The following is a 21600-nucleotide window of genomic DNA, read 5'->3' as shown; positions in this document are numbered from 1 at the left end:
CCGCATGAGAATGGCTCGGAATCGCCGCCGATTCCGAGCCACCCACAAAAACCGTCCCTTTACTTGGGCTGCGGCTTCCGCACCGAAATGTGCAGCTCCCTCAGCCGCGTCTCCTCCAGCTCCGTCGGCGCGCCCATCATCAGGTCCTGGGCGTTGCCGTTCAGCGGGAACGCGATCGTCTCGCGGATGTTCGGCTCGTCCGCGAGGAGCATGACGATACGGTCGACGCCGGGCGCGATCCCGCCGTGCGGAGGGGCGCCGAAGCGGAACGCGCGGAGCATGCCGGCGAACTCGCGCTCGACGGTCTCCTCGTCGTAGCCCGCGAGGCCGAACGCCTTCAGCATGATGTCGGGCTCGTGGTTGCGGATCGCGCCGGAGGACAGCTCCGTGCCGTTGCAGACGATGTCGTACTGCCAGGCCAGGATGTCCAGCGGGTCCTGGGTCTCCAGGGCCTCCATACCGCCCTGGGGCATCGAGAACGGGTTGTGCGAGAAGTCGATCTTCCCGGTGTCCTCGTCCTTCTCGAACATCGGGAAGTCCACGATCCAGCAGAACCGGAACACGTTCTCCTCGAAGTGCCCGGCACGCTTGGCGGCCTCGACCCGCACCGCGCCCATGATCTTCGAGACCTCGTCGTACTCGCCCGCGCCGAAGAACACGGCGTGACCCGCCGACAGCGACAGCCGCTTGGTCAGCTCGGCGACGTTCTCCTCGGTGAGGAACTTCGCGATCGGCCCGGACAGCGAACCGTCCTCGGTGACCCGCACCCAGGCCAGGCCCTTCGCGCCCAGCGTGACGGCGAAGTCGCCGAGCTGGTCGAAGAACTTCCGGGGCTGCGCGGACACGTCCGGCACCGGCAGGGCGCGTACGTGCTTGCCGGCGAACGCCTTGAACTCCGAGCCCGCGAAGACGTCGGTGATGTCGACCAGCTCCAGCTGGGCGCGCAGGTCCGGCTTGTCGGAGCCGTACTTCAGCATCGACTCGCGGAACGGGATGCGCGGGAACGGCGAGGTGACCTCACGGCCGTTGCCGAACTCCGTGAACAGCTCGGTCATCAGCTTCTCGATGGGCTGGAAGACGTCCTCCTGCTCCACGAAGCTCATCTCGACGTCGAGCTGGTAGAACTCGCCCGGCGAACGGTCCGCGCGCGCGTCCTCGTCACGGAAACAGGGCGCGATCTGGAAGTAGCGGTCGAAGCCCGAGATCATCAGCAGCTGCTTGAACTGCTGCGGGGCCTGCGGCAGCGCGTAGAACCGGCCCGGGTTGAGGCGCGACGGCACGACGAAGTCGCGGGCGCCTTCCGGGGAGGTCGCCGTCAGGATCGGCGTGGCCATCTCGTTGAAGCCGAGCGCGGTCATCTTGTGCCGAATCGCGGAGATGACGGCCGTACGCAGCATGATGTTGCGGTGCATGCGCTCGCGGCGCAGGTCCAGGAAGCGGTACTCCAGGCGCCGCTCCTCGTTGACCCCGTCCTCGGTGTTGATCGTGAAGGGCAGCGGCTGGGCGGCGCCGAGCAGCTCCACCTCGCCGACCTCGACCTCGACCTCACCGGTGGGCAGCTCGGAGTTGATGTTCTCCGCGCCGCGCGAGACGACCTTGCCGTCGATCCGGACCGTCGACTCCTTGGAGACCTTGTCGAGGGCCTCGTAGGCGGGCGTGCCGGGGCGGGCGACGAGCTGCGTGATGCCGTAGTGATCGCGGAGATCGATGAAGAGGATGCCGCCCAGGTCGCGCCGATTGTGCAGCCAGCCGCTCAGCCGGACGTCACTGCCGACGTCAGAGGCGCGTAGCTCGCCGCAGGTGTGGGACCTGTACCGATGCATCGTCGTTCATCCAGCCTTCGCGGATCGGGGATGGGATCAGGGGCAGGGTCGGGGCCGGGGTCGGAGTCGGTGTTTCACGTGAAACACCGACACACCGGAACGCCGGAACCTCGAAACCTTGAAAAGCTCAGCCCCAGGGTACCGGCCGCCCCGATACCGCTTCCCCGCAATTGTTCGCACGCGTACCCTGTACCGCTTCCGCGCAGCTCGCCCCTGCCCGTACGACCCGGCCGGCACAGCCTTCACACAGCTTGGCCTGTACAGCTTGGGTGGCACGCTGCGATCACCTCTCCATAAAGTGGGTCAATGCGCACTGGTGAGCCCCTGCCCGCCGTGGGGGACGTCCTGGTCGCCCTCGCAACCGGCATGTGGCATTGGGACACAACAACGAACCTGGTCACGCTCGACGCCGAGGCGGCCCGCCTGCTCGGCCTGCCCGCCGAGCCGACCACCCTCACGGAGGCCGCGGCCCGGGCCCGGCTCCACCCGGTCGACTGGAACGAGATCGGCGGGGTCATGCAGCTCGCCGTCGCCGAGGGCACCATCGCCGAGACCCGGGCCCGGGTCATGGACGACCGGGGCCGGGTGATCCGTACCGTCCGCAGCCGCGCGAAGCCGCACTTCGCGGCCGACCGCAAGGCGTACGACGTACTCGGCACCCTCCAGGAGGTGACCGAGCCCCCGCCGGGCACCGCCGCGCGCACCCCCGTCACCGGTGACTGGCGCCGCTCCCGCGAGGCCTTCCTGCTGGACGCGGGCCGGGCACTGGCCGAGGCACGGTCCACGGAGGAGGTGCTGCGGGTCGCGGCGGGCCTTTCGATGCCGGGCTTCTCACCGGACGGACTCGCGGTCTTCGGCGTCCAGGGCGACCGCCTCACCGTGATCGGCCATCACGGCCAGCGCCCCGGCGACGAGCGCCCCTTCTCCCACATGCCGCTGGAGACCGACTACCCGGCCGCCGAGGTGGTCCGCACGGGCCGGGCCGTCTATCTCTCGTCCCCCGAGGCCTACAAATCGCGCTACCCCACGGCCTGGCCCCTCGCCCAGGTCTTCGACCGCCAGTCCTGGGCGTTCCTGCCGCTGACCGTCGCGGGCCGCACGATGGGCGCCTGGATGGCGGGCTTCGCCTACCCGGTCAGCTTCACCCCCGACGAGCGCTCGGTCCTGACAACGGTCGCCCGCATGCTCGCCCAGGCCCTGTCGAGGGCGGGAGTCGCGGAATCGGAACGGGAGCTGACCGACGGCCTGCAACGCTCCATGCTGCCCACCCTCGGCCCCGAGATACCCGGCATGGACGTCGCCGCCCGCTACATACCGACCGGCGGCGGCCTCCAGGTCGGCGGCGACTGGTACGACATGATCCCGCTGCCCGGCCGTGGCCGGTTCGCCCTGGTCATCGGCGACGTCCAGGGCCACGACGTCCGCGCCGCCGGTCTGATGGGCCAGCTCCGCATAGCGCTGCGCGCCTACGCCTCCGAGGGCCACCGCCCCGACGCGGTCCTCTCCCGCGCCTCCCGCTTCCTGCACGGCATCACCCACGACCAGGGCAGCGGCGACCTGCGCTTCGCCACCTGCCTGTACGTCGAGGTCGACCCCTCGACCGGGGTCCTGGAGATCGCCCGCGCCGGCCACCCGGACCCGGCGATCCGGATGGCGGACGGCACGGTACTGACCCGCCCGACCGCTGGCGGCCTGCCCCTGGGCATCGACCCGGACGCCGACTACCCCACCACCCTCCTCGCCCTCGAACCCGGCGAGACGATGCTCCTGTGCACGGACGGCCTGATCGAGACGGGCGGCCACGACCTGGAGACGGGCTGGCAGCGCATCCGCGAGACGCTGGAGGAGCACAAGGGGGACAAGGCGGATGCGGACACCGACCTGGAGTCCCTGGCCGACGCCCTGGTCCAGGCCGTACACGGCCCCTCCTCCCACCACACCACGGGCCCGCTGGCCGACCGCCGCGAGGACGACATCGCGCTGCTGCTCCTGAGCCGCCCGGAGGAGTGCGTGACGGACGGCACCGCACCGCCGAGGGAACGCCCCACGGTCCGCCGCACGATGCTCACGATCGCCCAGGCGGAACCCGAGCGCGTCGCCGTGGCCCGCCAGCAGCTCCGCGAACAGCTCCACGACTGGCCCAGCCCCGACCAGGTCGACTCGGCGGTCCTCCTGATCTCCGAGACGACCACCAACGTCCTCGTCCACACGGACGCCGACGCCCTGGTGGTCGCCGAGGTCACGGGCGACCCCGGCGAACGCCGCATCCGCGTCGAGGTCACGGACGTCAGCGACGACCTCCCGCACAAACGCCGCCCGGGCGAACTGGCGTCGTCGGGCCGGGGGTTGATGCTGATCGAGATGCTGGCGGACGCGTGGGGGGTGGACCCTCGGGGCGAGGGGAAGAGCATCTGGTTCGAGTTGTATGAAAAGAAGCCCCGCTAACGGGTGAACATCCTTGCTATGAGCAAGGGCCACGCCTCCACCTGCCTACCTTCCGAGGCGGAGGTGATGCTCGATGAACGAGCAGAACAACACGCACAAAGACGCGATCGACATCAACGACTTCGTGTTCGCGGCCACGGGCGCGCGAGTGCGGAGGCTGACGACGCCGGCCGGGGAGCACTGGTTTCCGGCCATGGATGTGGCGAAGCATCTTGGCTACGCGAACACACGGGACGCTGTACAGAGCGCGGTCTCACAACAGCACACAACAACGTTCGGCGAGTTTGCACGTTGCGTCGCCCTGAGCGACGCAAGGCGCAAACCCACAGGTCACGGGTTCCGTACAACGATGAAGCTGGTGAACCTCCAGGGGCTTGTCGAGCTGGTGAACAGCTGCACGAAGCCAGAGTCCCAGCCCTTCAGGGCTTGGGTCTCCGAGGTCCTCGTCACCATCCAGCGGGAGGGCTCCTACTCTCTCGAACCGGCCTCGGTGCAACCCGCCCCCACCGGTGGCACCGCGTATCTGATGCCCCGAGAGGTCGCCGACGCGATCGTGCGGCTCGAAGTGAGGAACATCCAGGCCGACGAGGTGATGGTGGCCTTCCAGAGAGAGCAGACCGTTCTTCTGGAGAAGATCAGCCACAGCCAGCACACCATCGCTCACAGCCAGAGCGCGATCATCCGCAGCCAAGTCATGATCGCCGACGCGCTTCAGGAGATCGCCCAGGCACTCAGGGGCCGTCGTCGGGAACCGAAGTTGACGCCCCAGGAGCTCCTGGCCACCTGGAGGGCGAAGAACCTCGTCTTCACCGAGGACATCCATGCGGTGGCGGCCTACCTGGCGCCGGCGCTCGTTCAAGGCGAGGCCAGTTACCGTCTGGAGGAGATCGCCACGCGTACCGGGCTCACCCTCGCCCGCGTCCACGACTGTCTGCGCACACTGCTCAAGCGCGGCTGCATGCGGCAGACGGGCTGCGCCCCTGACGGAGCACCCATGTACGTCCTGCCGTAGCCGGACACCCATGGAACGGGCCCGAAGCCGCAAACCAAAGTTGCGGCTTCGGGCCCGTTCGTACAGTACTGAACTTTTCTACGGTCTACAGACCGCCCTCGGACATTCCATGCACCGCCGGCACAGTTCCCAGCCGGCCCTTCTGGAAGTCCTCGAACGCCTGCTCAAGCTCCGCCCTCGTGTTCATCACGAACGGGCCGTAGTGCGCCATCGGCTCGCGGATCGGCTGGCCGCCGAGCAGGACGACCTCCAGGTCCGGCGTGTTCCCGTCCTGCTGTTCGTCCGCGCGGACCGTCAGGGACGAGCCCGCACCGAAGACCGCCGTCTGGCCCTTGTGGATCGGGCGACGGTCCGCACCCACGCTGCCGCGGCCCGCGAGGACGTACGCCAGGCCGTTGAAGTCCTCCCGCCACGGAAGAGTGACCTCCGCGCCCGGAGCCAGCGTCGCGTGGACCAGACTGATCGGGGTGTGGGTGATACCGGGACCCTGGTGACCGTCCAGCTCACCGGCGATGACGCGCAGCAGCGCGCCGCCGTCGTGGGACGTGAGGAGCTGGACCTGGCCGCCGCGGATGTCCTGGTAGCGCGGGGCCATCATCTTGTCCTTGGCCGGGAGGTTCACCCACAGCTGGATGCCGTGGAAGAGACCGCCGGAGACCACGAGCGACTCCGGGGGCGCCTCGATGTGCAGGAGGCCCGAGCCCGCCGTCATCCACTGGGTGTCCCCGTTGGTGATGGTGCCGCCGCCGCCCTGCGAGTCCTGGTGGTCGAAGACACCGTCGATGATGTAGGTGACGGTCTCGAAGCCCCGGTGCGGGTGCCAGGGGGTGCCTTTCGGCTCGCCCGGTGCGTACTCCACCTCACCCATCTGGTCCATCATGATGAACGGGTCGAGGTGCCGGTAGTTGATCCCGGCGAACGCCCGGCGCACCGGGAAGCCCTCGCCCTCGAAACCGCTCGGCGCGGTCGTCACACCGATCACGGGACGCGCCACGGCGTCGGCCGGCGCGGCCACACGGGGCAGGGTCAGCGGGTTCTCGACGGTCACTGCAGGCATGTCGGTACCTCCTTGTGCGGCCAGTTTAGTTGAGCATTGAACTTTCTGCTACCCCTAACGGCGAAAGCCCGGAGGGCATTCCCTCCGGGCCTCGCCAGCCGACCGAGGTCGGTCAGTTGCTGAAGTACAGGTACTTCCACGTTCCGTACGTCGTCGAGTTCACGTTGTCGCCGGAGGCGCCGTCGACGTAGACCGACCGCACGCGGGCCCGAATGCCCGACTCACCAGGCGCGATGAGCTGCACCGCCGACTTGCCGCTCGTACCGATCGGGAAGTACTCGGAGTCGGGGTACCACGTGCCCTGGAAGTAGACCTCCAGGTCGAAGCGCTGCTGACGGCCGGGGTAGTAGGGCATCGAGGTCGTCAGCACCGGGTCGGTGTTCTTGTGGAACCAGTAGTACGTCGTCGAGCCGATCTTGGCCGTCTTGTAGTGCCGCGACACGGCCATGGAGATCCGCACCTTCGCGTACGCCGTGACCTTGACCGTCCTCGGCGCGAAGCGGGCGTCGCCCTTGAAGACCGCGGTGACGTTCGTGTCGCGGGTCATGTCCACGACCGCGGAGAGATTCCCGGCCGCGTTGACCCTGCCCGTCTTGACCAGCCGCTTCGGCTTGTCGTTGCCGTGCGGGTCGACCCAGATCTCGACCGTGCGGTTCTTGTACGTCCGTCCCAGGTGCGCGGTGAACCTGACGTCGGTGCCGTAGGCGTACAGCTTCTTGTTGTTGTTCAGGGTCAGCGCGGTCGTCGCCCGGGACACCGCGACCTTGTCGGAGGCGGACACCGGAGTGTGCGCCGCGTCGCCCGCGTACGACACCTTGTAGGTGACCGTGCCGCCGACCGGCGGGGTGTTCGTGAAGGAGTACGTGCCGTCCGCCTTCACGGCGACCGACGGCAGCGCCCTGCCGTTCGGGGTCTCCAGGTCGGTACGGGTGACGCTCAGCTTGGTCCCGGCGGGGAGCGCGACCGTCGCCGACAGCTTGCCGGAGACCGTGAGCTTCTTGGCGCGGGTGGCCTTCGACGGGGCGTTCACAGTCAGGGTCGGGACGTTCTTCGTCGGGTCGGTCAGCGCCTTGAGGGCGTAGCCGGTGCCGGTGCCGACCAGGGCGAAGATCCGGGAGGAGTCCGGGGCCCAGGCCAGGTCGCCGATGCCGTACGCGCCGTTCGTGTACGTGCGCAGCGGCCTCGTCGCGTTCGGCCGGTAGACGGCCACCTTGGTGCCGTTGACCTGGGCGACCAGGCCGTTCGGGGCGATGTCGGCGCGCTGGCCGGCCGGGTAGGCGCCGACCTTCTTGAGCGTGCCGTTCGCGTAGGCGTCCCGGTCCGTGCCGTCGGCCAGCACCTCGGGGGCTCCGGGGACGAGATCGAGGTCACCGATGCCGTAGTTCAGCTCGTAGCTGTTGCTGTTCCAGGCGACCGTCATCGGCGTCGCTCCGGATACGTCCACGACACCGACGGCCGACGAGGACTTGCCGGTCTCACCCAGGGCCAGCAGACCGGGCGCGGCCGTGCTCGCGTCGAGCAGCGCCGGGTTCCACAGCATCTGGCCCGCGGGGAGCTGGTCCATCGCCACCGGGCTGTCCGCGGCCTCGGCCCCGGCCGCGAGGGTCGTGGTGGAGGGTGCGTCGGGAGCGGGGGAGTCGGCGGAGGTCTCCGGGGAGGGCTCGGGCGAAGAGGGCTCGGCACTCGGGTCGGGCAGCGGCTCCGTCGAGGGCTCGGCGCTCGGGTCGGGGTCGGCGCTCGGCTCGGTGGACGGCTCGGCGCTCGGCTCGGTGGACGGGTCGGGCGATGTCGGCGGCTCGGACGGCGGTACGGACGGGGCATCGGACGTCGGGACGTCCGTCGGGGTCGGGTCCGGCACCGGGTCCGGGGTCCCGGTCCAGTTCGGGTCGACCGAGCCCAGGTTGCCGTCCCACTGGTCGCCGTAGCTGAACCAGAGCTTGCCGCCGGTGAAGGCGAGGTAGCGCGGGCCGGTGTCGGTGGGCACCGCGTACCGGGTCCTGACGTTCAGGGTGGCCGGGTCGAGGGCCACGATCTGGTTCCGCGCGGGCAGGGACGCGTACAGCGTGCGTCCGTCGTCGGAGAGCGCCAGGTCGGCGACCGAGCCGAAACCGCCGGCCGAGTCGACGACGGTGCCCGAGTAGTTGGCCGCCAGTACCCGGCCGTTGAGGTTGTCGCCGACGAAGACCCGCTTCAGGGCCGCGTCCGCGACGATGCCGCCGGGTGACTGCACGGTGGCGACCGCCGCCGAGGCGGGACCCGTGGTGACGACGCTCAGCGCCACCGAACTGAAGAGGACGGCGAGTGCCGTCGCGGTCGAAGTGCTGCGCATGCGCACAGTAATGAACCCCCCACAAGGAACCCGGGATCACCGGGAGCTGAGAGCGCCGCGCGACATCCGAACGCGACCGCGGGAAGCGGTGGCGGACGGGGCGCGGCTGCCAGGAGGAACCCTATGGCATGCCTGTGACAAACGTGGAGGGGATTTCCTCCACGTTTCCCACACGCGAGAAGGCCGTCAGCCGTACATCCTGCGCATCGCGAACTCCACCATCTGCTCGACCGCCTTCGCGTCGAACACCATGCGGTGCTCGCCCTCCATGTCCACGACGAAGCCGTAGCCGGTCGGCAGCAGGTCGATGACCTCGGCGCCGGTGATCACGAAGTACTTGGACTCCTTGCCGGCGTAGCGGCGCAGCTCCTTCAGGGAGGTGAACATGGGGATCACCGGCTGCTGGGTGTTGTGCAGGGCCAGGAACCCGGGGTTGTCGCCGCGCGGGCAGTACACCTTCGACGTGGCGAAGACCTGCTGGAAGTCCTCCGCCGACATCGAGCCCGTCGTGAAGGCGCGCACCGCGTCCGCGAGGGACGGCGGGGACGGCTCGGGGTACAGCGGCGGCTGCTGGCCGTACCCGCCCGGCATCTGCTGCTGCGGCTGGGCGTACTGCTGCTGCGCACCAGCGTTCTGGTCATAGCCGTACATGCGCGCAAGAGTACCGAGAGCGCGGCGAAGCCGGGGCGGCCCGGTCCCCTGGTTCTGCCGCCGGGACGCTTCCGCCCGCCCCGCCCGGTACGTCCCATGGGGAGTCCACAGGTGCGACTCTGGTTTCGCACAGTGGGCGCTCATACCGTCAGCCTGGACAAAGAAACCATCAGGCGGCGGCAAAGGCCGGGCAATCACCGGCCGGGTACAGGTAAAGGGAGACGGCCATGAGCGGACACGGACACGGGCACCACGACCACGAGGACCACGAGCACGACAGAGGCCTCTCCTACGACCTCCCCGTCCTCGCCCGCCGCCGGATGATCCGGCTGCTGGCCGGAGCGAGCCTGGTGCCGCTGGTCGGCTGCGCCGCCGACGACGACTCGTCGTCCTCGGCCGCCACCGACACCTCGTCCAGCTCCAGCGGGACGACCGCCTCCTCCGGCGAGTGCGCGACCATCCCGAACGAGACCGCCGGCCCCTACCCGGGCGACGGTTCGAACGGGGTGAACGTGCTCAAGGAGAGCGGAGTCGTCCGCAGCGACATCACATCCAGTTTCGGGAACTCGGCGGGCGGCAAGGCCGAGGGCGTGCCGCTCACCATCACGCTCACGGTCGTCGACGCGGCCTCGGGCTGCGAGACCCCCAAGGTGGGCGCGGCCGTCTATCTGTGGCACTGCGACCGCGAGGGCAACTACTCCCTCTACTCGGAGGGCGTCACCGACGAGAACTACCTCCGGGGCGTCCAGGAGACGGACGACAAGGGCCAGGTCACCTTCACCAGCATCTTCCCGGCCTGCTACACGGGCCGCTGGCCGCACATCCACTTCGAGGTCTACGGCAACCTGGAGGACGCGACCGCGGCCACGTCGATAACGAACACCTCGCAGCTGGCGTTCCCGAAGGACGTCTGCGACACGGTGTACGCGACGGACGGCTACAGCCGGAGCGTGGAGAACCTCGGCCAGCTCTCCCTGGAGACGGACAACATCTTCAGCGACGGCTACGACCAGCAGCTGGCGACCGTGGAAGGCAGCGTGGACAAGGGCTACACGGCCACCCTCACCGTCCCGGTCTAGACCATTCACGGACCCGAGTGCGCGTAACGCGTCACAAACGACCGACTGGGGTTGCGCCTTATTACCGGCGGGTAGCATCATCGTAGGGAAGAAGCTACTAGTTGGTATGCGTATTAGGCGCGAGGAGTCAGTGCCTCGCCGATCTCTCTACGGAGCAGTCGCCATGGGGCACTACAAGTCGAATCTCCGCGACATCGAGTTCAACCTCTTCGAGGTCCTCGGGCGCGACAAGCTGTACGGGACGGGTCCGTTCGCGGAGATGGACACCGACACCGCCAAGAGCATCCTGGAAGAGCTGACGCGCCTCGCGGAGAACGAGCTGGCCGAGTCGTTCACGGACGGCGACCGCACCCCGCCGGTCTTCGACCCCGAGACGAACACCGCGCCCGTCCCGGCGTCCTTCAAGAAGAGCTACAAGGCCTTCATGGACTCGGAGTACTGGCGCCTCGGCCTGCCCGAGGAGATCGGCGGCACCACCGCCCCGCGCTCCCTGATCTGGTCGTACGCGGAGCTGCTGCTCGGCGCGAACCCGGCCGTGTGGATGTACGCCTCCGGGCCGGCGTTCGCGGGCATCCTCTACGACGAGGGCAACGACGTACAGAAGAAGATCGCCCAGATCGCGGTCGACAAGACCTGGGGCTCCACCATGGTGCTCACCGAGCCGGACGCCGGCTCGGACGTGGGCGCCGGGCGCACCAAGGCGGTCCAGCAGGAGGACGGCTCCTGGCACATCGAGGGTGTGAAGCGGTTCATCACCTCCGGTGAGCACGACATGGAGGAGAACATCCTCCACTACGTGCTGGCCCGTCCCGAGGGCCACGGCCCCGGCACCAAGGGGCTGTCCCTCTTCCTCGTACCGAAGTTCCTCTTCGACTTCGAGACCGGCGAGCTGGGCGAGCGCAACGGCGTGTACGCGACGAACGTCGAGCACAAGATGGGCCTCAAGGCGTCCAACACCTGCGAGATGACCTTCGGCGACCGGCACCCGGCCAAGGGCTGGCTGATCGGTGACAAGCACGACGGCATCCGCCAGATGTTCCGGATCATCGAGTTCGCCCGCATGATGGTCGGCACGAAGGCCATCTCGACGCTGTCGACGGGCTACCTCAACGCGCTGGAGTACGCCAAGGAGCGTGTCCAGGGTCCGGATCTCGCCAACTTCATGGACAAGTCGGCGCCCAAGGTCACCATCACGCACCACCCGGACGTCCGCCGCTCGCTGATGACGCAGAAGGCGTACGCGGAGGGCATGCGCGCGCTGGTCCTCCACACCGCCTCGATCCAGGACGACATCCAGGTCAAGGAGGCGGCCGGCGAGGACACCGCCGCACTGGAGGCCCTGAACGACCTGCTCCTCCCGATCGTCAAGGGCTACGGCTCCGAGAAGGGCTACGAGCAGCTCGCCCAGTCGCTGCAGACCTTCGGCGGCTCCGGGTTCCTCCAGGAGTACCCGATCGAGCAGTACATCCGCGACGCCAAGATCGACACCCTGTACGAGGGCACGACCGCGATCCAGGGTCAGGACTTCTTCTTCCGGAAGATCGTCCGCAACCAGGGCGCGGCCCTCAACTCCCTCGCCGAGGACATCAAGAAGTTCCTCGCGCCGGGCACGGGCGGCGAGGAGCTGGCGGCGGCGCGCGAGCAGCTCGCCAAGGCGGCCGTCGAGCTGGAGGCGATCGTCGGCCTGATGCTGACGGACCTCGCGGCAACCGAGCAGGACGTCAAGAACATCTACAAGGTGGGCCTCAACACCACCCGCCTGCTGATGGCCTCGGGCGACGTCGTCGTCGGCTACCTGCTCCTCAAGGGCGCCGCCGTGGCCGCCGAGAAGCTCCCGACGGCGTCCGCGAAGGACGTCCCCTTCTACACCGGCAAGATCGCGGCGGCGAAGTTCTTCGCGGCCAACGTCCTGCCGGGCGTCACCGGCGCCCGCAGGCTCGCGGCCGGCGTCGACCTCGACGTGATGGAACTGGACGAGGCGGCCTTCTAGCCACACCCTTCTCGTACGTACGTACAGCAGGCCAAGTACGGCGGCCCGCACCCGGGTTCACCCCCGGGGCGGGCCGCCGTCCTGCTGAACCGGGACACACCCCCACGGTCCACCCGGTGTCCGAAAACTGAATGACCAGCCAGTTGTCCGGCCTTCACACCCCCGTTACGAGAGCCCGCTCACCATCCCAGGGAGCGGGCCCTATTACGTCGTTAAGGTGAACCCATGAGCGCACCCCACCGCTTCGACCGCGGCCACACCGACGACCTCATGTCCTTCCTGGCGGCGAGTCCGTCGCCGTACCACGCCGTGGCGAACACCGCCGAGCGGCTGGAGAAGGCCGGCTTCCGCCAGGTCGCGGAGACGGACGCCTGGGACGCGGAGACATCGGCGGCCTCCGCAACGGGCAGCGGCGGCAAGTACGTGGTGCGCGGCGGCGCGATCGTGGCCTGGTACGTCCCCGAGGGCGCCGCGCCGCACACCCCCTTCCGGATCGTCGGCGCCCACACCGACTCCCCGAACCTGCGGGTCAAGCCGGTGCCCGACCTCGGCGGACACGGCTGGCGCCAGGTCGCCGTCGAGATCTACGGCGGACCGCTGCTCAACTCCTGGCTCGACCGCGACCTCGGCCTGGCCGGCCGCCTCTCCCTCCGGGACGGCAGCACGCGCCTGGTGAACATCGACCGGCCCCTGCTGCGAGTCCCCCAGCTCGCCATCCACCTCGACCGCGCCGTGAACACGGACGGCCTGAAGCTCGACAAGCAGCGCCACCTGCAACCCATTTGGGGCATGTCGGACGACGTCCGCGAGGGCGACCTGATCGCCTTCCTCGAAGAGGAGTCCGGACTCGCACCGGGCGAGGTCACCGGCTGGGACCTGATGACCCACTCCGTCGAGGCACCCGCCTACCTGGGCCGCGACCGCGAACTGGTGGCCGGCCCGCGCATGGACAACCTCCTTTCCGTGCACGCGGCGACAGCGGCCCTGACGTCCGTGGCGACGAGCGGCCGCGAGGTCCCGTGCATCCCGGTCCTCGCGGCCTTCGACCACGAGGAGAACGGCTCGCAGAGCGACACGGGCGCGGACGGCCCGCTCCTCGGCAGCGTGCTGGAACGTTCGGTGTTCGCGCGCGGCGGCTCGTACGAGGACCGGGCCCGTGCCTTCGCCGGCACCGTATGCCTGTCCTCCGACACGGGTCACGCAGTCCACCCCAACTACGCGGAGCGGCACGACCCGACGCACCACCCGCGCGTCAACGGCGGCCCCATCCTCAAGGTCAACGTCAACAACCGCTACGCCACGGACGGTTCGGGCCGCGCGGTCTGGGCCGCGGCCTGCGACAAGGCCGGGGTCCCGTTCCAGAACTTCGTCTCCAACAACTCCATGCCGTGCGGCACGACGATCGGCCCGATCACCGCGGCACGGCACGGCATCAAGACGGTCGACATCGGGGTGGCGATCCTGTCGATGCACAGCGCACGGGAGTTGTGCGGCGCGGACGACCCGCATCTGCTGGCGAACGCGCTGGTGGCGTTCCTGGAAGGGTAGTCGCGCATACCTGCCCCGGGTCCGGGCACCCGGAACCGACCGGACCATCCGGAACTACCGGACCGGGCAGGGAGGCGACAGTCATGAGTCTCGGCGGATGCATCATCCTCATCGCCGTAGGAGCCATCCTCACCTTCGCGACCGACTGGGAGATGGAAGGGGTCAACCTCGACCTGGTGGGCGTCATCCTGATGATCGTCGGGGTGATCGGCGCCCTGGTGTTCCGCAGCGTCGCCCGGCGCAGGCGGGTCCTGCTGCCGAACTCGACGACGGTGATCGACGAGGACCGCCGGTACTGAACCGCCCTAGGACGAGAGAACGTGCCCCGTCGTGACGTCCACATGACCGGGTACGTCGTCATGGCGATCGCCCACGCTCAGGGTGCCGGTGGGTTCGATGACGAGGATCTCGGTACGGACCGGGGCGTACGGCTTGTGCTCCGTGCCGCGCGGAACCGTGAAGGCCGAGCCCTTGGGCAGCACGACCGTGCGCTCACTGCCCGACTCCGACTCCCGCAGGGCGATGTGCAGTTCCCCGTCCAGGACGAGAAAGAACTCGTCGGTCCCCTCGTGCACATGCCAGACATGCTCGCCCTCGACCTTGGCGACGCGTACGTCGTAGTCGTTGACGGTGGTGAGGATGCGGGGGCTCCACAGGGCGGAGAAGGAGTCGAGGGCGGCGGGCAGGGAGACGGGCTCGGTGGATGTCATGACCCCATCGTGAGGCGTGACCATCCCGTGTACGAGTGCTAGAAATCGCACATGCCGCAAGGATCCTCTCATTCCGCTGCCGGACGGCACCCGCACCGCGTCGCCGTGATCGTCGACGAGGGCACGAACCCGTTCGAGGTGGGTGTCGCGACCGAGCTGTTCGGACTGCCCCGCCCCGAACTCGGTCTGCCGGGCCCGCTGTACGAGGTCACGGTGTGCGCCCCGACCCCCGACGTACGCCTGAACCACGGCTTCTTCACCCTCACCGGGGTGCCGGGCCTGGAGGCGGCGGACGAGGCCGACACCCTCGTCGTACCGGGCCGCCCGGACAACGTCGTACCGCGTGGTGAGGCCGTGCTGGACGCCGTACGACGCACCCACGCGCGCGGGGCACGCGTGATGAGCCTGTGCACGGGAAGCTTCGCCCTCGCGGAGGCGGGCCTGCTGGACGGCCGCCGGGCGACAACGCACTGGCTGTGGGCAGACACGTTCAAACAGCTACACCCGGGGGTCCTCCTGGAACCGGACGTCCTGTTCACGGACGACGGCGACATCCTGACAGCCGCAGGCAGCGCCGCCGCACTGGACCTAGGGCTGCACATCTGGCGTACGGACCACGGCGCCGAGATCGCCAACGCGGTCTCCCGGCGTCTGGTGTTCGCCGCCCACCGGGACGGCGGGCAACGCCAGTTCGTGGAGCGCCCGGTGCCGACGACACCGGACGAATCCCTCGGCCCTCTGCTCGCCTGGGCCCAGGAACGCCTGGCGGACCCCCTGACGGTGGCGGGCCTGGCGTCCAGGGCGTCGGTCTCACCGGCAACCCTCCACCGCCGCTTCCGCTCCCAACTCGGCACAACACCCTTGACCTGGCTGACAGGAGAGAGAGTCACCCTCGCCCGCCGCCTGATCGAACGCGGCGAGCAACGCCTCGACGTCGTGGCGGCACGCAGCGGCCTGGGCACGGCGGCGAACCTGCGCGCCCGGCTCCGCCGCGAGACCGGGCTCAGCCCATCGGCGTACCGACGGCGTTTCGGCCGCGGTGACGGGGAACCGGTGAGTACATGAGATTCCTCGTACGCGACCGGCTGCTCGGCATCGGCGACGACTACTGGATCGAGGACCAGCACGGGAACAAGGTCTATCTGGTGGACGGCAAGGCGATGCGGCTGCGCGACACCTTCGAGCTGAAGGACACACGTGGCCAGGTCCTGATCGACATCCACCAGAAGATGTTCGCCCTGCGGGACACGATGGTGATCGAACGGGACGGCGACCCACTGGCCACCATCAAACGCAAACGCCTGTCCCTGCTCCGCAACCACTACCGGGTGTCCTTGGCGGACGGCACAGAACTGGACGTCAGCGGAAAAATCCTGGACCGAGAGTTCGCAGTCGACTACGACGGCGAACTGCTGGCCCAGATCTCCCGCCGCTGGCTGCACATCCGGGAGACCTACGGAGTGGACGTGGTACGCGACGACGCGGACCCGGCACTCCTGATCGCGGTGGCGGTATGCGTGATCCACCTGGCGGAGAAGGAACGGGGGGAAGACTGAGAGGGTCTCACGGGGGGGAGACTGAGAGGTCTCACTTTTCAGCCCGGCCGGGCACTTCAGCCCGTCCGGCGTTTGAGGACGAGCGCGTCAGCGCGACAGGGGGGTCTGGGGGCGCAGCCCCCAGGGGATGGGAACGGGTAAGGGCGGCGGGGGCGAGAAAACTCAGCCCCGCCCCGGAACCCCCAGCCCCAGCACCCGATCCTTCAGCGCCGGAAACACCTCCCGAGTCTCCCCCACCTTTGCGGGATCGAACTCAACCCGCAGAACCTCCTCGCCGGACCCCGCCTCCCCCAACACCTCACCCCACGGATCAACCACGATCGAGTGACCGGCCTGCGGAACCCCCGCATGCTCCCCAGCCGTTCCACACGCAAGAACGAACGCCTGGTTCTCGACCGCCCGAGCCTGAGCCAGCAACGTCCAGTGCGAACGCCTCCGCTCCGGCCACCCCGCCGAGATCACGACGGTCTCGGCCCCCGCATCGACAAGCCCACGGAACAACTCAGGAAAACGGAGGTCGTAACAGGTGGCGACACCAACCGTCGTCTCGGGCAGCCGGACGGTCACCAGCTCCGCGCCGGCCCCCATCAGCACGGCCTCACCCTTGTCGAAACCGAACCGATGGATCTTGCGATAGGAGGCGGCCAGCTCTCCATCGGGCGAGAACACAAGGGAGGTGTTGTAGAGCGGCCCCTCAGGATCCCGCTCCGGGATCGAGCCGGCGTGCAGCCACACACCCGCGTCACTCGCGGCCTTGGCCATCGCCTCGTACGTCGGCCCGTCCAACGGCTCGGCCTCGCTCGCGAACAGCTCGTACGCGAAGGCCCCCGTCGTCCACAGCTCGGGCAGTACGACGAGATCGGCACCGGCCTCGTCCCGTACCAGCGACGCCACACGCCGCCGACGCGATTCGACCGATTCGCCCGCTTCTACACCGATCTGGATGAGCGAGGCGCGCACACTACCACCGTCCTGACATTCGAGCCGTTCACACGGGCCTACGATCGTCACACGAAAGCACTGCCGGGGTGCCTCACAGCAGCGTAACTTAACGTTCCAAGACACCCACTGCCCGCGCACCGACCGCCCGAGGGGTCCCGTTCCGTGAGTCTGCATCCCACTCTCCAGCCCTACGCCGACGCCTGGACCCACTCCATCGAAGCGATATCCGAGCTGGTGACGCCGCTCGTGGAGGGCGAGTGGAACCGCCGGACCCCGTGCCCAGGCTGGTCGGTCCGTGACATCGTCTCGCATGTCATCGGCCTGGAGTGCGAGATGCTGGGCGACCCGCGGCCCATCCACACGCTCCCGCGCGACCTGTACCACGTCACCAACGAGCAGCAGCGCTACATGGAGATGCAGGTCGACGTACGGCGGCACCACACGGCGCCCGAGATGACGTCGGAGCTGGAGTACACGATCATTCGCCGCAACCGCCAGCTGCGCAACGAGTCACGGGAACCGGGCGCGAAGATCCGCGGCCTCTACGGCCGCGAGACCGCCCTCGAAGTCGCCATGCGCAACCGGGCGTTCGACGTGTGGGTGCACGAGCAGGATCTGCGGACCGCCCTCGGTGTGCCCGGCAACATCGACTCCCCCGGCGCGCACATCGCGCGGGACATGCTGCTCAGCGCGCTGCCGAAGGTCGTCGCCAAGGACGCGGGGGCGCCGCGCAGTTCGGCGATCGTCTTCGACGTGCACGGTCCCATCGAGTTCCTGCGCACGATCCGCGTCGACATCAACGGCCGCGGCACCCTCGAAACGTCCCCGGCCCTCGGCCCCGCCGCCACCTTCGCCCTCGACTGGGAGACCTACTTCCGCCTGGCCTGCGGCCGGGTGACCCCGGAATCGGTAGCCGACCGCATCAAGGCAGAGGGCGACCCGGGCCTGACGGCAGCAATCCTGCGCCACTTCGCGGTGACGCCCTGAGCCTGTCGGGCTGGCGACCACCCATCGAGCCCGGCGGTCACTCGACGAGCAGGGCGGCCACTCATCAAGCGTGACGGCCACTTCTCAGCGCCGGCCCGCACCTTCAGCCCGTCCGGCGTTTGAGGACGAGGCCGTTCAGGCCGAAGCGGGGGCCTGGGGGCGGCAGCCCCCAGAGACGCCCACACCAACACCGCCCACCTACACCGGAACGTGCACTGTAGACACCCGACTCGCAACCAACCGCTCCGACTCCCGCAGAGCGGCCCGCTTCCGCAACCGCAGAATCTGGCTGACGCCAACCCCCTGCAACAGGAACACGAACGAGAACGCGACCGTGTAGTCGTCCCCGGTCGCATCGAGCAGCACACCGACCGCGAACAGCGTCGTCATCGAGGCGACGAAACCACCCATGTTGGTGATCCCGGACGCCGTCCCCTGACGCTCGGGCGGATTCGCGGGCCGCGCGAAGTCGAACCCGAGCATGGACGCGGGCCCACAAGCCCCGAGCACCGTGCACAGCACCACCAGCAGCCACATCGGAACGTGCTCGGCGCCGGACACCGCCGGGTAGGCGAGCGTCACCGCCCACGTCACCGCGGTCACGCCGACCGTACCGAGCGCCAGCGGCAGCCGCGCCGTGTGGTGCCGGGCGACGATCTGCCCGTACACCAGGCCGATCACCATGTTGGACAGCACGACCAGCGTCAACAGCTCACCCGCCGTCGCCCGCGACAGCCCCTGCGCCTCGACGAGGAACGGCAGGCCCCACAGCAGCAGGAACACCATCGCCGGGAACTGGGTGGTGAAGTGCACCCACAGACCGAGCCGGGTCCCGGGCTCACGCCACGAGGCGGCGATCTGCCGGCGCACGTAAGCGGCCCCCTGATGCGGGAACGGCTCCGGCTCGTGCCCCTCCGGGTGGTCCTTGAGGAACACGAGCATCAGCACCAGCACCACCACACCCGCGAGCGCACTGCCCGCGAAGGCCGCAGTCCACCCGATGCCGTGCAGCAGCCGGGCGATGACGAGCGTCGAGACGAGGTTGCCCGTCATCCCGGCCAGCCCCGCGAGCTGCGCGACGAGCGGCCCGCGCCGCGCCGGGAACCACCGGGACCCGAGCCGCAGCACGCTGATGAACGTCATCGCGTCACCGCAGCCGAGCAGCGCACGCGACGCGAGAGCCGTGCCGTACGAGGGCGAGAAGGCGAACCCGAGCTGCCCGGCCGTGAACAGCACCGCCCCGATGGCCAGCACCTTCTTCGTACCGAGCCGGTCGACGAGCAGACCGACGGGTATCTGCATGCCCGCGTAGACGAGCAGCTGGAGGATCGAGAAGGTCGACAGGGCGGACGCGCCCACGTGGAAGCGGTCGGCGGCGTCGAGCCCGGCCACCCCCAGGGACGTACGGAAGATGACGGCGACGAAGTACACGGAGACGCCGACGGACCAGACGAGGACGGCACGGCGCCCACCGGGCGGATCACCGGGCAGCGAACCGGAACCGGAACTGCTCTTCACTTCACCCCCGCGGCTCATCGGACCTCGCCCCGCGCCAGGTTGGAGAACCAGCTGACGTGCCGGTGCACGATCGCGACCGCCGCCTCCGGATCGCCCGAGCGCAGCGCGTCGAGGATCTCCTGGTGCTCGACGAGCGTCTTGGTGATGCGGTCGGGGTGGGCGTGCATGACGGCGACGCCCATCCTCAGCTGCCGGTCGCGCAGTTGGTCGTAGAGGCGGGAGAGGATCTCGTTGCCGCCGCTGCGGACGATCTCGGCGTGGAAGCAGCGGTCGGTCACGGCCGCGCCCGCGAGGTCGCCCGCGGCGGCCTGTTCGCGCTGCCGTTCGAGGAGTTCGGTGAGGCGGGCGATCAGCCGGGGCGAGGCGGGCACCGCCTTGCGGATCGCGTGCTCCTCGACCAGCTGCCTGGTCTCGACGACGTCCGCGATCTCCTGCGCGGAGACGGGCAGGACGAGCGCGCCCTTCTTCGGGTAGAGCTTGATCAGCCCCTCGGCCTCAAGACGCAGCAGCGCCTCGCGCACCGGTGTGCGCGAGACCCCGACGGCCTCGGCCAGCTCGCCCTCGGTGAGCAGGGTCCCGCCTTCGTAACGGCGGTCCAGGACACCCTCTTTGACGTGGGTGTACACGCGGTCGGCGGCGGGAGGTTGCTTCACGTGCTGCACGGCCAGGCTGCTCATGCCGACAGCATAGATACAACACGTACGCATGAGGGGCGGCCGTCCGCCATATGGACCGATCCTTCAGGCCGATCCCCGGTCGGGGCGTGACGTCGCCGCACGGAGAGCAGTTCAATCTCCGGAAGGGTCGCGGGAACCACGAAGAGCCATACGGCGTCCCCCAGAAAGGGAAAATCGGGGAACCCGCCTCAGCACGCGCACAACCAACTGTGCTAGTTACGAGTCACACGAGAGCGGCGTTCCGCCGACGACTCGGCCAACTCGGCCGCTCTCCAGGGGCATTCGGACGATTCAGACGTAATCGGGGTATTGAAGTTGATAACCGGCATCCAGGGCATCCGTTTCCGCAGAGCCGCAGCCGTCGTGGTCACCACCGGCGCCGTGCTCGCGACCGGAGCGCTCACCGCGGCGCCCGCGCAGGCCGCTGTAGCCGTTCCGACCATCGCCGCCAAGGGCGGCTACCTGATGAACAACGCCAACGGCTCCACCCTGTACGGGAAGGCCGCTGACACCAAGCTGTCCACCGGCTCCACCACGAAGATAATGACGGCGAAGGTCGTGCTGGCACAGGCGAACCTGAACCTCAACGCCAAGGTCACGATCCAGAAGGCGTACAGCGACTACATCGTCGCCAACAACGCCTCCTCGGCCCGGCTGATCGTCGGCGACAAGGTCACTGTCCGCCAGCTGCTGTACGGGCTGATGCTGCCCTCGGGCTGCGACGCCGCGTACGCGCTCGCGGACAAGTTCGGCACCGGCTCGACGCGTGCCGCCCGGGTCAAGTCGTTCATCGGCAAGATGAACAGCACCGCCCGGAGCCTGGGCATGACGAACACCAAGTTCGACAGCTTCGACGGCATCGGCAACGGCGCGAACTACTCGACGCCGCGCGACCTGACCAAGCTCGCCAGCAACGCCATGAAGAGCGGCGCCTTCCGCACGATAGTGAAGACGCAGAACTTCAAGGAGAAGGTCACCACCAAGACCGGTGGCACCCGCTGGATGGCCTGGGAGAACACCAACAAGCCGCTGCTGTCGGGCTACTCCGGCACCATCGGCATCAAGACCGGCTCCGGCCCGCAGGCCAAGTACTGCCTGGTCTTCGCCGCGACCCGCAACGGCAAGACGGTCATCGGCACGGTCCTCGCCTCCACGTCGGTCGCCACCCGCACGGCGGACGCGAAGAAGCTGATGAACTACGGCTTCGCACGCCTGGGCTGACGTTCAGCAGGTGAGAAAAAGGGGGCCTGCCGCGCTGAGCGCGGCAGGCCCCCTC

Annotated in this window: 18 protein-coding genes; 10 read left to right on the top strand and 8 right to left on the bottom strand. The window is 68.8% G+C overall.

Going from position 1 to position 21600, the window contains the following annotated elements; genetic code table 11:
• Nucleotides 1-59: 59 nt before the first annotated feature.
• Nucleotides 60-1823: an aspartate--tRNA ligase gene (gene aspS / locus ACFYXF_RS11900; RefSeq protein WP_389349380.1), complete on the bottom strand. Its 1764-nt coding sequence runs from the start codon at nt 1821-1823 to the stop codon at nt 60-62.
• Nucleotides 1824-2129: 306 nt separating this feature from the next.
• Here aspS and ACFYXF_RS11895 point away from each other — a divergent pair, with 306 nt between their 5' ends.
• Nucleotides 2130-4268, top strand: coding sequence for a SpoIIE family protein phosphatase (locus ACFYXF_RS11895; protein ID WP_389349379.1), 2139 nt, complete (start codon nt 2130-2132; stop codon nt 4266-4268).
• A 73-nt stretch (nt 4269-4341) separates the two neighbouring features.
• Nucleotides 4342-5280, top strand: a complete 939-nt coding sequence (locus ACFYXF_RS11890) for a Bro-N domain-containing protein (protein ID WP_389349378.1) — start codon at nt 4342-4344, stop codon at nt 5278-5280.
• 85 nt (nt 5281-5365) lie between these two features.
• On the opposite strand, the gene ACFYXF_RS11885 is transcribed toward ACFYXF_RS11890, so the two are convergent.
• The 3 genes from ACFYXF_RS11885 to ACFYXF_RS11875 form a co-directional block, all read right to left on the bottom strand.
• Nucleotides 5366-6337: a pirin family protein gene (locus ACFYXF_RS11885; RefSeq protein ID WP_389349377.1), complete on the bottom strand. Its 972-nt coding sequence runs from the start codon at nt 6335-6337 to the stop codon at nt 5366-5368.
• A 112-nt stretch (nt 6338-6449) separates the two neighbouring features.
• Nucleotides 6450-8666: an Ig-like domain repeat protein gene (locus ACFYXF_RS11880; RefSeq protein ID WP_389349376.1), complete on the bottom strand. Its 2217-nt coding sequence runs from the start codon at nt 8664-8666 to the stop codon at nt 6450-6452.
• 186 nt (nt 8667-8852) lie between these two features.
• Complete coding sequence (locus tag ACFYXF_RS11875; RefSeq protein ID WP_235476750.1) at nt 8853-9317, bottom strand: SseB family protein; 465 nt, start codon at nt 9315-9317, stop codon at nt 8853-8855.
• A gap of 227 nt (nt 9318-9544) precedes the next feature.
• On the opposite strand from ACFYXF_RS11875, the gene ACFYXF_RS11870 reads away from it, so the two are divergent.
• From ACFYXF_RS11870 to ACFYXF_RS11855, 4 genes are all read left to right on the top strand, one after another.
• The gene (locus tag ACFYXF_RS11870) at nt 9545-10396 is read left to right on the top strand and encodes an intradiol ring-cleavage dioxygenase (RefSeq protein ID WP_389349375.1); all 852 of its coding nucleotides are present in this window, start codon (nt 9545-9547) and stop codon (nt 10394-10396) included.
• A 163-nt stretch (nt 10397-10559) separates the two neighbouring features.
• Complete coding sequence (locus ACFYXF_RS11865) at nt 10560-12386, top strand: acyl-CoA dehydrogenase (protein WP_389349374.1); 1827 nt, start codon at nt 10560-10562, stop codon at nt 12384-12386.
• A 225-nt stretch (nt 12387-12611) separates the two neighbouring features.
• Nucleotides 12612-13934 carry a M18 family aminopeptidase gene (locus tag ACFYXF_RS11860; RefSeq protein WP_389349373.1) on the top strand — a complete coding sequence of 441 codons (1323 nt, stop codon included), beginning with the start codon at nt 12612-12614 and terminating at the stop codon, nt 13932-13934.
• A gap of 83 nt (nt 13935-14017) precedes the next feature.
• Nucleotides 14018-14233: a DUF6458 family protein gene (locus ACFYXF_RS11855; protein WP_369029203.1), complete on the top strand. Its 216-nt coding sequence runs from the start codon at nt 14018-14020 to the stop codon at nt 14231-14233.
• Nucleotides 14234-14239: 6 nt separating this feature from the next.
• Here ACFYXF_RS11855 and ACFYXF_RS11850 read toward each other — a convergent pair whose 3' ends face one another.
• On the bottom strand, nt 14240-14644 hold the full coding sequence (locus ACFYXF_RS11850) for a cupin domain-containing protein (RefSeq protein ID WP_389349372.1): 405 nt from the start codon (nt 14642-14644) through the stop codon (nt 14240-14242).
• A 51-nt stretch (nt 14645-14695) separates the two neighbouring features.
• Between ACFYXF_RS11850 and ACFYXF_RS11845 the strand changes: the two genes are divergently transcribed.
• On the top strand, nt 14696-15709 hold the full coding sequence (locus ACFYXF_RS11845; RefSeq protein WP_389349371.1) for a helix-turn-helix domain-containing protein: 1014 nt from the start codon (nt 14696-14698) through the stop codon (nt 15707-15709).
• A complete protein-coding gene (locus ACFYXF_RS11840) occupies nt 15706-16200 on the top strand; it encodes an LURP-one-related/scramblase family protein (RefSeq protein ID WP_389349370.1) in 495 nt (164 codons plus the stop codon). The genes ACFYXF_RS11845 and ACFYXF_RS11840 overlap by 4 nt, the downstream gene beginning before the upstream one ends.
• A 162-nt stretch (nt 16201-16362) precedes the next feature.
• On the opposite strand, the gene ACFYXF_RS11835 is transcribed toward ACFYXF_RS11840, so the two are convergent.
• Nucleotides 16363-17160, bottom strand: coding sequence for a carbon-nitrogen family hydrolase (locus ACFYXF_RS11835; RefSeq protein WP_389349369.1), 798 nt, complete (start codon nt 17158-17160; stop codon nt 16363-16365).
• A gap of 144 nt (nt 17161-17304) precedes the next feature.
• Here ACFYXF_RS11835 and ACFYXF_RS11830 point away from each other — a divergent pair, with 144 nt between their 5' ends.
• Entirely contained in the window at nt 17305-18129 is an 825-nt protein-coding gene (locus ACFYXF_RS11830; protein ID WP_369029198.1) for a maleylpyruvate isomerase family mycothiol-dependent enzyme, read from the top strand.
• 198 nt (nt 18130-18327) lie between these two features.
• On the opposite strand, the gene ACFYXF_RS11825 is transcribed toward ACFYXF_RS11830, so the two are convergent.
• Both ACFYXF_RS11825 and ACFYXF_RS11820 read right to left on the bottom strand, forming a co-directional pair.
• Complete coding sequence (locus tag ACFYXF_RS11825) at nt 18328-19665, bottom strand: nitrate/nitrite transporter (RefSeq protein ID WP_389349368.1); 1338 nt, start codon at nt 19663-19665, stop codon at nt 18328-18330.
• A complete protein-coding gene (locus tag ACFYXF_RS11820) occupies nt 19662-20324 on the bottom strand; it encodes a GntR family transcriptional regulator (protein ID WP_389349367.1) in 663 nt (220 codons plus the stop codon). Before ACFYXF_RS11820 ends, ACFYXF_RS11825 begins: the two co-directional genes overlap by 4 nt.
• Nucleotides 20325-20639: 315 nt before the next feature.
• Here ACFYXF_RS11820 and ACFYXF_RS11815 point away from each other — a divergent pair, with 315 nt between their 5' ends.
• The gene (locus ACFYXF_RS11815) at nt 20640-21545 is read left to right on the top strand and encodes a D-alanyl-D-alanine carboxypeptidase family protein (protein ID WP_389349468.1); all 906 of its coding nucleotides are present in this window, start codon (nt 20640-20642) and stop codon (nt 21543-21545) included.
• The last annotated feature ends 55 nt before the right edge of the window (nt 21546-21600 follow it).

Origin of the sequence: Streptomyces sp. NPDC002680 (assembly GCF_042889145.1) — a bacterium.
Lineage (GTDB): Bacteria > Actinomycetota > Actinomycetes > Streptomycetales > Streptomycetaceae > Streptomyces > Streptomyces adonidis.
The sequence above is the reverse complement of the archived record's forward strand: the minus strand, read 5'-3'. Positions and strand labels throughout refer to the sequence as shown.

What these genes read in the sequence shown, in the direction of transcription:
- ACFYXF_RS11880 (WP_389349376.1), bottom strand. Translation starts at nt 8,666, where the DNA reads ATGCGCAGCACTTCGACCGCGACGGCACTCGCCGTCCTCTTCAGTTCG.
- ACFYXF_RS11865 (WP_389349374.1), top strand. Translation starts at nt 10,560, where the DNA reads ATGGGGCACTACAAGTCGAATCTCCGCGACATCGAGTTCAACCTCTTC.
- ACFYXF_RS11860 (WP_389349373.1), top strand. Translation starts at nt 12,612, where the DNA reads ATGAGCGCACCCCACCGCTTCGACCGCGGCCACACCGACGACCTCATG.
- ACFYXF_RS11825 (WP_389349368.1), bottom strand. Translation starts at nt 19,665, where the DNA reads ATGAGCCGCGGGGGTGAAGTGAAGAGCAGTTCCGGTTCCGGTTCGCTG.
- ACFYXF_RS11840 (WP_389349370.1), top strand. Translation starts at nt 15,706, where the DNA reads ATGAGATTCCTCGTACGCGACCGGCTGCTCGGCATCGGCGACGACTAC.
- ACFYXF_RS11890 (WP_389349378.1), top strand. Translation starts at nt 4,342, where the DNA reads ATGAACGAGCAGAACAACACGCACAAAGACGCGATCGACATCAACGAC.
- ACFYXF_RS11820 (WP_389349367.1), bottom strand. Translation starts at nt 20,324, where the DNA reads ATGAGCAGCCTGGCCGTGCAGCACGTGAAGCAACCTCCCGCCGCCGAC.
- ACFYXF_RS11870 (WP_389349375.1), top strand. Translation starts at nt 9,545, where the DNA reads ATGAGCGGACACGGACACGGGCACCACGACCACGAGGACCACGAGCAC.
- ACFYXF_RS11845 (WP_389349371.1), top strand. Translation starts at nt 14,696, where the DNA reads ATGCCGCAAGGATCCTCTCATTCCGCTGCCGGACGGCACCCGCACCGC.
- aspS (WP_389349380.1), bottom strand. Translation starts at nt 1,823, where the DNA reads ATGCATCGGTACAGGTCCCACACCTGCGGCGAGCTACGCGCCTCTGAC.
- ACFYXF_RS11885 (WP_389349377.1), bottom strand. Translation starts at nt 6,337, where the DNA reads ATGCCTGCAGTGACCGTCGAGAACCCGCTGACCCTGCCCCGTGTGGCC.
- ACFYXF_RS11855 (WP_369029203.1), top strand. Translation starts at nt 14,018, where the DNA reads ATGAGTCTCGGCGGATGCATCATCCTCATCGCCGTAGGAGCCATCCTC.
- ACFYXF_RS11850 (WP_389349372.1), bottom strand. Translation starts at nt 14,644, where the DNA reads ATGACATCCACCGAGCCCGTCTCCCTGCCCGCCGCCCTCGACTCCTTC.
- ACFYXF_RS11875 (WP_235476750.1), bottom strand. Translation starts at nt 9,317, where the DNA reads ATGTACGGCTATGACCAGAACGCTGGTGCGCAGCAGCAGTACGCCCAG.
- ACFYXF_RS11895 (WP_389349379.1), top strand. Translation starts at nt 2,130, where the DNA reads ATGCGCACTGGTGAGCCCCTGCCCGCCGTGGGGGACGTCCTGGTCGCC.